At 65.2% G+C, this 14517-nt stretch carries 13 protein-coding genes; 7 read left to right on the top strand and 6 right to left on the bottom strand.

Going from position 1 to position 14517, the window contains the following annotated elements:
• Genes AC1DJT_RS13375 through AC1DJT_RS13355 form a run of 5 tightly spaced genes read right to left on the bottom strand, consistent with a single transcriptional unit; the run spans window position 1 to window position 5721 of the window.
• Window positions 1-1470 carry an amidohydrolase family protein gene (locus AC1DJT_RS13375; RefSeq protein WP_441504645.1) on the bottom strand — a complete coding sequence of 490 codons (1470 nt, stop codon included), beginning with the start codon at window positions 1468-1470 and terminating at the stop codon, window positions 1-3.
• On the bottom strand, window positions 1470-2303 hold the full coding sequence (locus AC1DJT_RS13370) for an ABC transporter permease (RefSeq protein ID WP_441504644.1): 834 nt from the start codon (window positions 2301-2303) through the stop codon (window positions 1470-1472). Before AC1DJT_RS13370 ends, AC1DJT_RS13375 begins: the two co-directional genes overlap by 1 nt.
• A gap of 1 nt (window position 2304) precedes the next feature.
• Window positions 2305-3561 carry an ABC transporter permease gene (locus tag AC1DJT_RS13365; protein WP_476834218.1) on the bottom strand — a complete coding sequence of 419 codons (1257 nt, stop codon included), beginning with the start codon at window positions 3559-3561 and terminating at the stop codon, window positions 2305-2307.
• 5 nt (window positions 3562-3566) lie between these two features.
• Window positions 3567-4628, bottom strand: a complete 1062-nt coding sequence (locus tag AC1DJT_RS13360; RefSeq protein ID WP_476834217.1) for an ABC transporter substrate-binding protein — start codon at window positions 4626-4628, stop codon at window positions 3567-3569.
• Window positions 4629-4659: 31 nt separating this feature from the next.
• Entirely contained in the window at window positions 4660-5721 is a 1062-nt protein-coding gene (locus AC1DJT_RS13355; RefSeq protein ID WP_476834216.1) for an ABC transporter substrate-binding protein, read from the bottom strand.
• A 205-nt stretch (window positions 5722-5926) separates the two neighbouring features.
• Here AC1DJT_RS13355 and AC1DJT_RS13350 point away from each other — a divergent pair, with 205 nt between their 5' ends.
• Both AC1DJT_RS13350 and AC1DJT_RS13345 read left to right on the top strand, forming a co-directional pair.
• Window positions 5927-6619, top strand: coding sequence for a FadR/GntR family transcriptional regulator (locus AC1DJT_RS13350; RefSeq protein ID WP_441504641.1), 693 nt, complete (start codon window positions 5927-5929; stop codon window positions 6617-6619).
• A 20-nt stretch (window positions 6620-6639) separates the two neighbouring features.
• Window positions 6640-8049 (top strand): amidohydrolase family protein, encoded by a 1410-nt coding sequence (locus AC1DJT_RS13345; protein ID WP_441504640.1) that lies wholly within the window; start codon window positions 6640-6642, stop codon window positions 8047-8049.
• A 276-nt stretch (window positions 8050-8325) separates the two neighbouring features.
• On the opposite strand, the gene AC1DJT_RS13340 is transcribed toward AC1DJT_RS13345, so the two are convergent.
• Window positions 8326-8514, bottom strand: coding sequence for a hypothetical protein (locus tag AC1DJT_RS13340; protein ID WP_476768258.1), 189 nt, complete (start codon window positions 8512-8514; stop codon window positions 8326-8328).
• Between the two features lie 711 nt (window positions 8515-9225).
• Here AC1DJT_RS13340 and AC1DJT_RS13335 point away from each other — a divergent pair.
• The 5 genes from AC1DJT_RS13335 (at window position 9226) to AC1DJT_RS13315 (ending at window position 14330) form a co-directional block, all read left to right on the top strand.
• Complete coding sequence (locus tag AC1DJT_RS13335) at window positions 9226-10731, top strand: phosphorylase family protein (protein WP_441504637.1); 1506 nt, start codon at window positions 9226-9228, stop codon at window positions 10729-10731.
• A gap of 449 nt (window positions 10732-11180) precedes the next feature.
• Window positions 11181-11828, top strand: coding sequence for a BON domain-containing protein (locus AC1DJT_RS13330; RefSeq protein WP_441504636.1), 648 nt, complete (start codon window positions 11181-11183; stop codon window positions 11826-11828).
• 437 nt (window positions 11829-12265) lie between these two features.
• The gene (locus tag AC1DJT_RS13325; RefSeq protein ID WP_476834215.1) at window positions 12266-12805 is read left to right on the top strand and encodes an Hsp20/alpha crystallin family protein; all 540 of its coding nucleotides are present in this window, start codon (window positions 12266-12268) and stop codon (window positions 12803-12805) included.
• Between the two features lie 247 nt (window positions 12806-13052).
• Complete coding sequence (locus AC1DJT_RS13320; RefSeq protein ID WP_441504634.1) at window positions 13053-13490, top strand: universal stress protein; 438 nt, start codon at window positions 13053-13055, stop codon at window positions 13488-13490.
• 177 nt (window positions 13491-13667) lie between these two features.
• Window positions 13668-14330 (top strand): phosphoribosyltransferase, encoded by a 663-nt coding sequence (locus AC1DJT_RS13315; RefSeq protein ID WP_441504633.1) that lies wholly within the window; start codon window positions 13668-13670, stop codon window positions 14328-14330.
• The last annotated feature ends 187 nt before the right edge of the window (window positions 14331-14517 follow it).

Genomic DNA, 14517 nt, shown 5'->3' with positions numbered 1-14517 from the left:
CTACTCCGTCCAGGCGCGCAGGGAGGGCGGGAAGCGCTCAGCCGCGCTGCGGCCGAGGATGTCATGTGCGGCGTGACCGTCCCAGACGGCCCGGCTCGAACGGGCGGCCGCGTCGATGATCTCGTCCTCGTCGGCGACCAGCAGCCGCTTGCCCTCGACGAGCAGGCGGCCAGCAACGATCACGCTGTCGATCATCTCCGGGGTCGCCAGATGCACKATCGCCCTGACCGGGTCGGGATTGGGGCCGAAGGTGAGCGAGCGCGGGTCGATGACGACGAGATCGGCCTTGGCGCCGGGCGCGATCCGCCCGAGATCGGGGCGTCCCAGCGCCTGCGCGCCGGCAAGGTTGCTCGCGGAGAAGACGCTTTCTGCCGGCGCCTCCTCATGATTGTTGTCGGCGAATTTGTTCATCAGCGACGCCATCCGCATCTCCGAGAACATGTCGAGCGGATAAGTATCGGTGCCGAGCGCGACATTGATGCCGGCCCGGCGATAGCGGGAGAAACTCTCGAGAGCGAGCCCGCGCCGGGAAAAGGCGACCGGGGAATGCGCGACATTGACCTTGGCCGCGCCGAGGATCGCGATGTCGTCCTCGAGCGGATAGCCGACCGCACGGTGCGAGGCGATATAGACGCAATGCGCCAGGATGGTTGCTTCGTCGAGCAGGCCTTCCTCGGCCAGGCACTGGACCGGGGTCTTGCCCGTCGCACCCATCGTCTCGAAGAACTCGCGGTGCTGCTCGACGAAATGCAGGGTGAAGGGCACGCCGAGCCCGCGCGCCACCTGCTTCGCCTCGCGCCTCAGCGCCGGAGTCGAGACATAATATTCGTCGAGCGCGATCACGCCGGACAGCCGGCCGTCGAGAGCGCCGCGATGCGTCTCGATGAAACGGGCGCTGGCTTCCAGCGATTTCAGGCCTGCGGCATCATCGAGTTCGCGCACGACCCGTCCGTCATCCTCGAGCCAGTAGCGACCACCGGCGACGATCGGTGCCCAGACGAGCCTGATGCCGAATTCCTGCGCCACCTCCAGCATCAGCTCGCCGTCGCGCGGCCCGGCCGGGGCAAAGGCGAGGACGGTGGTGACGCCCTGCCGAAGCAGCGTGGCGAAGCCATAGCGCAGCGAGGCGCGCGCATCCTGCGGAGCGAGGAAGCCGGGGCGGCCGGAGCGGCTCGCCGGCAGGAAATGCAGGAAGCTCGAGCGGATGAAGTCGCGCCGGCCGCTGTCGATCAGCTGTCGCGGGCCTTCATGCGCGCCGATATGGGCATGCGTGCTGATCTGGCCAGGAATGACGATCCTCCCGCGCGCATCGATGCGCCGCTTCGCCTCTCCGGCAAAGCCCGGTCCGACGGCGACGATCTCGTCTCCGGAGATGGCGATGGTGCCGCCCTCGAGATAGCGGTGCTCCTGTCCGTCGAAGGCGATGACGGTTCCACCTTCGATCAGCAGGTCTACGGTAGCGGCGGGCATCAGGCGGTCTCCAAGGGGTTTCGCAAGCGTTGCGAGCGGGCGCGCAGCCACTCCATGACCAGCATCAGCAGCACCGAGACGACGAGGAGCACCACGGCCGCTGCCGTGATCGTCGGCGAGATATTCTCGCTGACGCCGCTGAAGATCTGGCGCGGCAGGGTCCGCTGCTGCGGGCTGGTGAGGAACAGGGCGATCACGAGCTCGTCGAATGAGGTGACGAAGGCGAAGACGGCGCCTGAGGCGACGCCCGGCGCGATGATCGGCAGCGTCACGGTKCGCAAGGTCCGCAGCGGCGAGGCGCCCAGGCTGGCCGCGGCTCGCGGCAGATTGGGGTCGAAGCTCTGCAGCGTCGCCGACACGGTGATCACGACAAAGGGCAGCGCCAGCGCGATATGGGCCAGGATGAGCCCGAGATAGGTGCCGACGAGATTGATCGACGCGAAGAAATAGAAGGCCGAGACCGCGATGATCACCACCGGAACTGCGATCGGCGTCACCAGCAGGGCGACCAGGATCGGCTTGAACCGGAAGCGGGCGCCGTGCAGGCCGAGCGCCGCCGTGGTTCCCAGCGTCGTCGCCGCGACCGTGGTGACGAGGGCGACGAAGACGCTGTTGGCGAGCGCGCCGGTCCAGAGCGGGTTGGTGAAGAACTCGCGATACCATTGCAGGGAAAGCCCCGGCAGCGGGAAGACGAGCAATTGTCCCGCGGTCAGCGACAGCGGCACGACGACGAAGATCGGCGCGATCAGGAAGACGAAGACCAGGGTCGTGAAGATCCGGGACCCGATCAGGACGGCCCGCTCGGTGGCGGGGATGTGAGTTGCAGCGGCCATGTCAGCGCACCCTGAGCCGGTCGAAGCCGACGAGCTTGCCGAGCGCGAGATAGATCGCCGCGACGACGAGCAGGAGGAKGGCGCCCAACGCCGAGGCCAGGCCCCAGTTGACCGCCGAATTGGTGAAATAGGCGATGAAATAGCCGATCATCTGGTCGCCAGGCCCACCGACGAGCGCCGGGGTGACGTAGAAGCCGACGGAGAGCACGAAGACGAGCGTTCCGCCCGCTGCCAGTCCAGGCAGCGTCAGGGGCAGGTAGACCGTGCGGAAGACCCGCAGCGGCGGCGCGCCGAGAGAAGCGGCTGCACGCAGGTGATTGCCGGAAATACCCTTCATCACGCTGTAGATCGGCAGGATCGCATAGGGCAGCAGCACATGGACCATGGCGATGAAGACGCCGGCCCGGTTGAAGATCAGCGCCAGCGGCTGGTCGATCAGGCCGAGCGCGATCAGGCTCTTGTTCACCAGCCCCTCGTTCTGCAGCAGGATGACCCAGGCGGTGCTGCGGACCAGCAGCGAGGTCCAGAACGGCACGAGCACCAGCATCAGCATCCAGCTTGCGGCGCGTGGGCCGGCCCTGCTCATCACGGCGGCGACGGGATAGCCGATCAGCAGGCACAGCGCCGTGACGCCGAGGCTGACCGTCAGCGTGCGGCCGTAGAGATCGATGAAGATGCGCTGCTCCGGCGCGACGCGGCGGATCTCGCCGTCCGGCGCCTTTTCGAGGTCGAGCGCGGTCAGCAGGTAGAAGCTCGTCAGGCGGCCCGATTGCTGGTGCAGCACGCCCCAGATCGCCGGATCCCGCCACTTCTCGTCGATGGCGAGGAAGGCTGCCTTCGTCGCGGTGTCATCCACGGCCGGCAGGCGCCGCGCCGTGCGGGTCAGCAGACCCCGGAAGCCGGGCAGCGCGTAATTCAGCCGGCGGCCGATCAGCCCGAGCGCCGGGGTGTCGCGGATTGCCCGCAGGTCCGCGGCCAGCGCCGCGAAGGCCGCTTCGTCCGGCTCGCCCTGGCCCGACCAGGCCTGCATCACCGCCGCGGTCTGCGGCAGGTAGCCGGGCACCTCGGGATTGTCGACGCTGCGGAACATGAACAGCGCCAGCGGCACCACGAAGAAGAAGGCGGTGAACAGCACGCTCGGCGCGAGCAGCGCCAGCATCCGCCAGAGATGGCGTCGCTCCGCCGCGCCGACCTGGGCGGCGAGACTGGCCGTCCGTGGCGTCGGCGCTGCTGCCAACTCATGAGATGTCGCGGCCATGCTCATCACTGGGCCACGAAGGTTGCGAAGCGCTGGCGGATGGCGTCGCCATTGTYGAGCCAGAAATTGATATAGGTCGGGCCCGCCTGCATCATGCCGTTGCGCGCCTTGGGATCGGGCAGGGCGGCGCGCCTGGCCTCGCTGAGCAGCGCATTCGCGTCGGAATTGGCCGGCGGGTTGCCGAGTTGCTCCATGTAGCGGGCCTGGGCGGGCGGCGACAGCTGATAGGCGATCAGCCTGGCCGCCGCATCCTTGCGAGGCGAGCCCTTCAGGACGCCGAAATAGATCAGCGCGTTGGTGTAGCCGGCATCCCAGACGATGCGCAGCTTGCGGTTGTTCGAGGCATTGGCGGCGTTGACACGGCCGAGCCAGCCATAGCCCATGCTGACCTCGCCGGTGAGCAGGAGCTGCATCGACTCGTCGCCGCTCTTCCACCATTTCACATGCGGCTTGATCTCGGCCAGCTTGCGGAAGGCCCGGTCGAGGCCCCCCTGCCCGGTCAACACCTTGACCACGTCGGAGGGCGCGACGCCGTCAGCCATCAGCGCGATTTCGACGGTCTGGTCGGGCTGATACATCAGCGCGCGCTTGCCGGGAAATTTCGCGACGTTCCAGAAATCGGCCCAGCTACGGGGCGCCGCATCGCCGCTGAGCTTGTCGGAATCGTAGACCAGCGTGCCGGGGGAGGCGAGATAGGGGGCACCGCAGGCACCGAAGCCGCCGACCGCTTCGAAGGCCTTCGCATCGACATAGTTCGACCAGTCGATCTTCTCCAGCAGCCCCTCTTCGCAGCCGGCCGCTTCGTTGATCGGGTTCAGGCTGATGGCATCCCAGACGAGGTTGCCGGTCTCGACCTGCGTCCTGATGCGGGCAAGTTCCTGGTTGAACGTGTCGATATTGATCTTGATGCCCGTCTCGGCGGTGAAGGGCTCGAACACGGTCTTGCGCTGGAGCTCGCCGGGCTGGCCGCCCTGGTTCGCGACCGTAAGCGACTGGGCCGTGGCGGGCTGGACGGCAAGTCCGGCAAACGCCAGCCCGATGGCGAGAATGGCCTTCGAGGTCTTCATGTCACGGCTCCCTGTGCCGGGGACGGCTGGATTACTGGGCGGCGAAGGTGATGAAGCGCTGCAGCAGCGCGTCGCCATTGTTGAGCCAGAAGTCGAGATAGAGCTGGCCGCTTTGCAGCGAGGCGAGGTGCAGGTGATTGGCCGGCAGCGTGGCGCGCTCGGCCTCGCTCATGAAGGCATAGGCTTTCGCATTGGCCGGCGCGTAGTCGATGGTCCGTGCGAAGGCCGCCTGCGGTTCTGGCGAGGAGGCGAGAGCCAGGAAATCCAGCGCGATGTCCTTTTTCCTGGTGCCCTTCATGATCGCGATCATCTGGCTGCCTGAGACATGGCCGGCGCCGAATTCGATCTTGAGCGCGCGATTGTTGGTGCGGTTGGCGATCGCGACCCGCCCGTTCCAGGCGAAGGTCATGACGACCTCGCCGGTAAGGATGTTCTGCATCGACTCGTCGCCGCTCTTCCACCATTTGATATGGGGCTTGAGCTCGGCAAGCTTCCTGAAGGCGCGGTCGACGCCGCCCGGCGCCGCGAGCACCGTCATGACCTCGGCCGGTGGCACGCCATCGGCCATCAGCGCGACCTCGAGCGTTTGCTCGGCGCGGTAGAGCAGGCCGCGCTTGCCGGGGAATTTCTTGACGTCCCAGAAATCCGCCCAGGTCCTGGGGGCCTCCCCGCCTTCATAGCGCTTGGTGTCGTAGACCAGGGAGCCGGACACGAAATTGTTCGGTAATCCGCATTGGCCGAAGCCGCCGACTGCGGCGAAGTCCTTGGGATCGACATAGCGCGCCCAGTCGATGCGCTCGATCAGGCCTTCTTCGCAGGCTGTCGCCTCGTTGATCGCGGTCAGGCTGACCACATCCCAGACAAGATTGCCCGTTTCGACCTGCGAACGGAGCTTGGCGAGTTCCTGGTTGAAGGAATCGTCGACGACGACGTGACCGGTCTTCGCCGTGAAGGGCTTGTAATAGGCGTCGCGATAACCCGCGCCGGCAGCACCGCCATTATTCGCCACCGTGATTGAACCCGCGGCCGCCKCCATGGGCAGAAGGCATGCGAAGAGCGCCAGCCCGGCAGCCAGTCCGTTCCGTACCGCCATGTCGAAGATCTCCATCCCGATCGATTGGTTGCTATATTGGTTGCGATTTTTATCGCATTGTGTCCCGTCTGGTTGATAATCCACACGTCACGATAGGCGCTGTCAATGGGGTATGTGCTCGTTATTTCTTGACATGTGGCGCAAAGCTTAGGCATCTGCTTTTCAACCAGACAAATGATTGGTTGCAATTATGACTCGCCAGCGGATGACCGATGAGATTAGATCGACGCTCGAGGAGAGCATCGAGTTGATTTTCGAGGGGACCATTCAGGACAGCGACCGCCGCCTGCCGACCGAGCGTGAACTTGCGGCGCGTCTTGGCGTGACCCGGCATGCCGTCCGGCACGCGCTGGAGCGTCTCGAGGCCCGCGGCTCACTTTGGCGCCATGTCGGCCGGGGCACCTTTCGCGGCCGGCGCACGGAGATCGAGGCGGCGACGGAAGGCACTGTGGCCAATTGCAGTCCGCGCAATATCCACGACGCGCGCAGGATGCTCGAGCCGTCGCTCGCCTCGCTCGCTGCCGTGAACGCTTCAGCCGCTCAGATCGCCGAGATCGAGGCCGCCTGCCGCCGCTGTGCGGCTGCGCGCAACATGGATGCCTACGAGGTCTTCGACGAGGGGTTTCACCGCGCGATCGCCGCTGCCTGCGGCAATCCGCTGGCGATCGAGCTGTTCGAGACCGTCAACCGGGCTCGCAAGGAGATCGTCTGGGGCGCCATGCGCCGCGCGGTGCTGCGGCCGGAGCGGCGCGCCCATTTCAGCGCCGAACACCGGCGGATCGCGGAGGCTATCGCCCGGCGCGATGCCCACGAGGCCTGGCAGGCCGTGATGACGCATATGGACACGATTTCCCAAGCCTATGACGCACTGCGCCCGGGCGAGCCTTTCATCCTCTGAACCCGATACAGGAGCCGTCAGTGCAGCAGGAAAGCGTCGACCTCGGAGTCCGCGGTCGCATTGTCACCATGGACAGGAACCGGGCCGTCATCGAGGACGGCATGGTCGTCTCGCGCGGCGGGCGTATTCTGGCAGTCGGCCCGCGCCAGGAGATCGCCTCGCGCTACCGTTGCGAGCAGGTTCTCGGCGACGAGCACGCCATCATCATGCCGGGCTTCATCGACGCCCACACCCATTGCACGCAATGTTTCGTGCGCTCGCTGACCAGCGGCGAATTGCCGATGATTCCGCGTCTTTACAGCCCGGCGCAGCGCTCGCTGAACGCCGAACAGGCCGGTACGACCGTGCGCCTGCTCGCAGCGCAGCTCCTGCGTTCCGGCATCACCACGATGTGCGAGGGCACGCTGAACCCCGCCCACGAGCCGGCAATCGTCGCCGCGATCGAGGAGACCGGCATACGCTGCGTCATGGCGCGCGGCGCCGCCGACCAGGACTTCCACCATGCCGCGCTCTAYAGCCAGATCGCCGACCGCTCCTGGTACAAGGCCCGGGAGGGAGAGGCCGAGCGCGAGCTCGCCGCCACCGAGGAGTTCCTGAGACGCCATCCGCCGCGCGGCGACGGCCTGATCCGCGGCTCCGTCAACGTGTCGGCCCTGATGAATTTCTCCGAGGCCTATTTCCGCGGCGGGGCGGAGCTGGCGCGGCGGCACGATACGACGATCCAGGTCCATATCGGGCGCGACCGCGAGGAGGTCGAGTTCTGCCTGTCGGTCTTCGGCCGCAGACCCGTCGAGCGCCTGGCGGATCTCGGTGTCATCGACGAGCATCTCGTTGCCGTCCATGCGGTGCTTGCCAGCGAAAAGGAGATCGAGCTGCTGGCGCGCGGCCATGCCGGCCTGGCGCATTCCCCGGTCGAATGCGTCGCCAATCTCAACGCGATCCCGAACCTGCCGCGCTTCCGTGCGGCCGGCATCCGGGTCGCTCTCGGCTGCGACAACCAGGCCAACGACATCTTCGTCAACATGCGCGCTGCCTGGCTCATCCATGGCGTGAAATGGGGCATCGCCGGCTATGACGCGGATTTTCTCGCCGCCGGCGACATCATCGACATGGCGACGATCGAGGCCGCCTCGGTGCTCAGAATCGACGACATTGCCGGATCGCTCGAGCCCGGCAAGGCCGCCGACATCGTCGTACTGGATGGAAGCGGTCCGCATCTGATGTCGATGCAGCATCTCTCGAGCGAATTGCTGCGCTATGCCAGCCGGGCCGAGGTCACGAGCACGATCGTTGCGGGCAAGGTGCTCTATTCCAACGGTGCTTTCACGACGATCGATATCGACAGGCTTCGCGGCGAGGCACTGGCCGGCCGCGACCATGTCCGCGAGATCGTTGCCGGTCGTCGCTACAAGCCATTGCCGCAATGGTAGCTGCTGGCCGCAAAGTCAGACCCTGAAGCGGACCGGCGGGGGAGGTTGCAATCGCCGCCGCCGGCATCGGGGCGCCTGCTCGCCTTGAAGTCCTTCAGCCAGAGCATCGCGAAGCGAGCGGCGGGTTTATGACGCCAGCTGCTCGTCGCATGGATTTCCGGCGCCAGGTGATCTGCGTGCCGCATTGGGAGAAGCAGCCCCTGGCCGTGGCTGAAAATGCACTGGGAGCGGCGTGGCAACGAACCGCCCTTCAGCACAAGCCCTTGGAACGCCGTCCTATCCCATCGCCTCGCGCTGCTTCAGCAATGTGTTGAGCCGGTCCTGTTGTTCCTCGATCCGGTTCGCGATGGCCTCTTCCGCGCCCGATCCCGAGGCCGCGGTGGCTTGCTCCATCAGATCGGCGATATTCCGTCGGGCGATCGCAATCTGATCGTCGAGATCCTGCTTGGACGCGTTCTCAGGCATTGGCTGAACCTCCGGCCCTCTGCATGCCTCGATGTCAGGTTCCGGGCCGCTGGAACCCTGCTCGCGGCGCTGACGTTAGCTGATTGTGGTCCTCCGTGTGAGGCGAAATCGCGCTGGAGGAATCCGATGAGTTCAAACCCCATGCGAGCGTTCCTCTTCGGGACGGCACTGACTGCCTTGCTGTGCGCGGCTCATGCACAGGCCCAGCCGGCACCATCCCCCTCGATGGCCGGGCCGGAACACAAGGAGGGCACCGGGACTGGCTCGGGATCGTCGGGAATGGCGCCGCAGCAGGGCACTGGCAGCGGCGCGACACAGTATGCGCCGGGCGCCAATCGCCCCGAGCCGAACAGGCCGCCCTCTGCTGCCGACAGCCAGCAGAACCGCGACTACGGCCGGGACATGAGCCCTGACGGGCAGCCTATGCACCAAAGCAACCCTGTCGGGGGCGCCACGAAGCCCAATTGATTGCCGCGCCAGCGCAACGCGTCGACTCTCGGGCGGTCCGGGACGCTGGCCTGAAGGAKGGGCATCCTCGTGCCGTCCGGTCGGCAGGGCTTGTKGTTCGTCCCTTGCAGGTGGGGAATGCGCCCGATGGGCGGCGACCCTGTTCCTGCCGGTCGGGCGCGTCGATGCCGCGCGGAGAGCGACTTGAGGCGTCCTTCCCGGATCGCGTAGAGTTGGCATGTCCGTTGCTGCTCGCGGTGGTGAATGTCGAACCCGGTCAATCTCCTGAGTGCGAAGGCCGCCCTCGACGACAATTATGTACTGGTCCTGACGACGAACTCCGTCGAGCGAACGGCGGTCGAGCGACTGTTCCAGGAACGCACGGTCGCCAGAGTTGAACATCCCCATAACGGAGCGACGCTCGGCCGGATCGGAAATCGTTTCTGTCTTCACCTGACCGGCGAAGCTGGTGCCCAGGGGGACAAATCGATCGGGCGCCTGGCGCGGTACGTCACAGGCTCGTTCCTTCCGAAGCCGGTTCTCGTGGTGATCGTCGGTTTTGCCTGGGGAAACCCGGCGAAGGTGGCMCCTGGCGAGGTCGTCATCTCCAGGGAAGTCTGGGCGATCAATCGCGTGAGAATGACGGAGCAGGGCGAGGAAAGGCTTCGCACGCCCCGCGAAAGTCCGCTCGGCGACCTGAGTGATCACGTCGAGCGGCTCCTGGAGAGGGGGCTGACCGGGGTTCGAGCGGGGATTCTCGCCTCCTGCGAAACCTATTTTAGCCAGGATGAAGCCCGGGACCGGGTCCTCGCGCAGTATCCGGAGGTGTTGGGCGGCGAGATGGAAGCCTATGACTTCGTCGCCGACCTCGGAGTGCCCTGGTTCCTCATCAAGGGGATTTCCGATGATGCCGGCAACGGGGTCAAGCGAGACCGGCAGCGCTCCGCAGCTGCGGCTGCGGCCGGCCTGCTGCTTCCTCTGATCGTTGATCTTGAGGCGCAGGGAGCCATCCCGCCGCCTGCCGAGAGCCGGGACGCAGAGCGCCTGACCGATGCGGTGATCGGTCAAGCCATACGAATTTCCCCGCCCAGCCAGGACCGCGACGCGATTACCGATCACATCAACGACACCATCGGCCCCCGAATTGTCAGGAGGCTGTCGCGCTATACCTCCGATGCGGACGCCGATGGCGGCCTTCCGGAATGCCTGGGAGTGCTCATCATGGAAATTGCGCAGAACGCGATTGTCCATGGCGGAGCCTCCCATGTGACCTGCGCCTTCACCGAAACATCCGTAACGGTGAGCGACGATGGGCGGGCGTTCGACCTGACGATGCTGGCGGGCAAGCGCGGGGGAGCCATTGCGTGGGAACACTACCGGAAGCGCTATCCCGGCAGCGACCTGATCGATTTCAGTCAGAAATTCGGTGGGCGCAGAGGTAACAATTACAGATTCGAAATGAAGAAGCTTTCCAAGGCGATACGCTATGCTCGTGAAAACTGCATGTTGGTTCGTTCCGGGAGCTACGGAAACCATCTGGGCAGTCGATTTGCGTTCAATGCCGATTGTGAATGGCTCTATTATGATGCGACTGAGCTCTATATGCGGTCCAAGAGCATAGTTGTTACGCAGGAGCTGTGTGATCTGCTCGAGGAGGGCAGGGGGCTGTTCATTGCCTGCCGCAATCAGGATCAGGTTCAGGATTTCGAGGGGGAGCTGAGCCAGTACGCTGGTCCAAATCTCAGGGTCTTTGTCTCGAGCCGCGTCTGAGCCGGGCCCCGTTCATCGGCGCACGACGCCTTGTCCCGGTGCTTATCGAAGAGCCGCTCCGCGCCGAGGGCTCGTTCCTGGTTCCTCTCCGATGCGCGGAGGTCGGTTTTCGGTCAGCGCGGTCTCGCACCGCGACGCGGTCGGGCCAAACCAGAGGCTCTCTGCGTGGCCTTCCGCTTAGGCAGCCGTTGGGATTTGCAAGGCCCGCGCGATCGATCGCGGCGAGGACACTGCCCCCGGGGGCATGTTGATCTGAGGCATCAGGCCTGACCGGCGCGCGCGGGGGACGTCTCTGAAGGCGCCCGACGAACGCAGCGGGCATGGAGGAACGATGGGCGCTGCGAGCCCGTGGCTGGCCTCTTGATCCAGGTCAATGTTGCCCTTCGAGAACTGGCCAGAATGGGGTCAGCCTCGGACGACACGCATTTCCAAACAATCAGGAGGTGGCGATGAATGATCTGTTGCTTCGTGAATATGTGCTCAACGAGCTCGAATTCGAGCCGAGCGTGAGCGCGGCCCATATCGGCGTCGCGGTCGAGAACGGCACGGTCACTCTCTCGGGACATGTTGGCAGCTATGCCGAAAAGCTGGCGGCTGAGCATATCGTGCAGAGGGTGAAGGGTGTGCGCGCGATCGCTCAGGAAATCGAGGTAAGGCTCCCAAGCGACAAGAAGACCAACGATGACGAGATCGCGCAGCGCGCGGTCGACCTCATCAGTTGGGACACGACAATCCCGGACGAGAAGGTCAAGATCAAGGTCCAGGATGGCTGGATCACGCTGACGGGCAGTGTCGACTGGTATTTCCAGCGCGATGCCGCAGAGGCCGCCTTGCGCAAGCTCTCCGGCGTCGCAGGCGTCATCAATCTGATCGCCGTCAAGCCACGTGTGGAAGCCAGCGACGTCAAGAACAGGATCGAGAGCGCGCTGAAGCGCAGCGCGGAGCTCGAGGCGGGGCAGATCCGCGTCATGGTATCGGGCGGGCGGGTAACGCTGGAAGGAAAGGTCAAGGCCTGGCACGAGCGAGGCGTCGCTGAGCGGGCGGCCTGGGCTGCACCCGGCGTCACGGCGGTCGAGGATCACCTGGCCATTGCGTGACCTGATGTCGAGCGGCGTCGCATCAATCTGAACGGCCGACATCTATGATCAGGCGACGTTGCGCTGCAGTCCCATGCAGGCAGCGGTCAAGCTGACGGGGGGCGATGGGAGAGGCCGGGCAACGTGCTGGCACCCGCGCGTCGTGCTGGACTAAACCTGCCCATCGGGGCCGCCATGGCGGTATTTTTTGGACAGGCGTGCTGCCCTTTCCGCTGCGTCAAGGATATCGCGGGCGCCTCGCGCTTTGATACAGTGCCTGCCTCGCTCGGACGGACCGGCGCAGGGCTAGGACCGTCCAAGCGGTCCGTCGCGGAGAAGCAAGCGGTCCTGGGGGATGCGACGGGTGGTGCCGCTGCCTGGCCCGTCTGGCAAGACTGCTTGGCTGAGCACATGGCGGCGGTATCTGCGATCCACCGAACGTTCCAAAGGAGATCGTCATGGCTGATCCCGCAACCAAGTTGCCGATCAAGGGCGACAAAGCAACCATGCCCGCGCAGCAGACCGGCTGGACGCCGTTCGAGAATCTCAGGCGCGAAATCGATCGACTGTTCGACGACTTCCACCCGTTCGGCTGGCGCCTTCCGGTGACGCGTTCGCCCTTCGACCTCGCGCTTCACCGCCTGTCGGGTGCCGGCTGGCCCGTCGCGCCGGCCATCGACCTCGCCGAGAAGGAGAAACAGTACGAGATCACGGCCGAGTTGCCCGGCCTTGACGAGAAGGATGTCGAAATCGGCCTCTCCGGCCGAACCTTGACGATCAAAKGGGAAAAGAAGGAGGAGAAGGAGGAKGAAAAGCAGAAGGAGTATTATATGTCCGAGCGCCGCTACGGCTCCTTCCAACGCGCTTTCCAGCTGCCTGAAGGCGTCGATGCCGACAAGATCGATGCGACGTTCAGCAAGGGCATCCTGACGGTCAGGCTGCCGAAGACGGTCGGAGCGCAGAGGGCCGAAAAGAAGATCTCGATCAAGGCGGCCTGATACCCGGCGTCGCCGCGGTTGCCCTGTCAGTGGACATCGCCATACGGCCGGGGCGGTCGAGGTCGTGTACCGATCGGGTCCTCGGCCTCGACGCGCAGACACTGCGGCGCGCTAAGCTTCGCACGTCCGGAACGGCCGCGCTTGCGCTGGCGGGCGTCTCCCTGTCGAGCGCGAAGTCTCGCGGCGATGCGTTCCTGGCGTCGGGCATGATCCTGGCGCAGCTGATCCAAGAACATTGGGAGGAACCATGTACAGCCATCTTCTGGTCCCGATCGACGGCTCTGCGCTCTCTCGGACTGCCATGCTGAGCGCCATGGAGTTTGCCCGCGACGCGAGCGCGAAGGTCACCGTGCTCACCGTCGTAGAGCCATTTCACATCTTCACGGTGTCGAGCGAGCAACTCGAGACGACACGCGAGGGGTACAGGCAGCATGCCAAGGCTGAGACAGCCGCCGTTCTGGCGGTTGCAGAGAGCGAGGCGAAGCATTTCGGTATACCCTGCGATGTGGTCCAGATCGAGAGTGACGATCCCTATCGCGAGATCATCAGGACGGCCGCACAGCGTGGCTGCGATCTGATCGCAATGGCATCTCACGGACGGCGCGGCGTCGCCGCCCTTGTTCTCGGAAGCGTGACGACGAAGGTGCTGACCCATTCGAAGATCCCGGTTCTGGTCTTCAGGTGAGGCATCTCCCGGTCGGTGGCTGTTGCGGCCAATGTCCGGTGTGGCGCGATGCACCGGCATGGGGTGCGGGCTTCTGTGCCTCGGGCGAGAAGGCAGCCGGGCGCACCGACGATGACATACGGATTGGCCTCCCAGACCGAATGGTGCGTGACGCGTTCGATTGAAGGGTGAGATCCGATGCGCTTCTCGAGCCGAACGGATGCCGGGCGCAGGCTCGCTTCGCCGCTCCTGCATTATCGCGGGCAGCATCCTGTCGTGCTGGCGCTGCCGCGCGGGGGCGTGCCGGTCGCAGCCGAGATCGCGCAGGCCCTGGCCGCGCCGCTCGACCTCGTTCTCGTTCGCAAGATCGGCCTTCCCTGGCAGCCGGAACTCGCCGTTGGTGCCGTAGTGGATGGCGGGGAGCCGATCATGGTGCGCAACGAGGCGATCATCAGGCGTGCGGCCATCGGGGAGGACGAGTTCCAGCGCATCTACGCTCGCGAACTCGCCGAGATCGACCGCAGGAGGGCTCGCTATCTCGGCGCGCGCGCCCGTGCGCTGCTCACCGGCCGGAGCGTGATCGTCGTCGACGACGGCATTGCGACCGGAGCAACAATGAGGGCCGCGCTGAGGGCCATACGCCAGCGCAGGCCTGGAAGGCTCGTTCTGGCCGTCCCCGTCGCCCCTGCGGAGGTCGTCGCGGAGCTGCGCCCMGAGGTCGATGACCTCGTTTGTCTCGACAGTCCGGAGCCCTTCGTCGCCATCAGCAGTTTTTACGGGGAGTTCGGGCAAGTCTCCGATGAAGAGGTCGTTTCGATCCTGGCGCGCTTTCCGGCCGGCGAACGGCAGGCGGGCCGCTGATCCGCCATCTCGGTCCGTTTGCCTGATCAAGGCTGCGTGCTGCTGGTTGATCCAGCGATGAACCCGCAGCAGGTGTTTTAAAGCATCGGCCCGAAAAGTGGATTGCGGTTTTCGGGAGAGCCGATGCAAACACAAAGGGTTAGATCATCGGACCGGATACGGTTTCTTGTCCCATGATCTAAGCAGC

This window comes from Allobosea sp. 05T422_2 (assembly GCF_056396265.1).
Note: the sequence above shows the minus strand (reverse complement) of the source record. Positions and strands in the feature narration are given on the sequence as shown.

Coding starts and splice junctions, on each gene's coding strand:
- AC1DJT_RS13320 (WP_441504634.1), top strand. CDS start 13,053: ATGTACAGCCATCTTCTGGTCCCGATCGACGGCTCTGCGCTCTCTCGG.
- AC1DJT_RS13330 (WP_441504636.1), top strand. CDS start 11,181: ATGAATGATCTGTTGCTTCGTGAATATGTGCTCAACGAGCTCGAATTC.
- AC1DJT_RS13350 (WP_441504641.1), top strand. CDS start 5,927: ATGACCGATGAGATTAGATCGACGCTCGAGGAGAGCATCGAGTTGATT.
- AC1DJT_RS13340 (WP_476768258.1), bottom strand. CDS start 8,514: ATGCCTGAGAACGCGTCCAAGCAGGATCTCGACGATCAGATTGCGATC.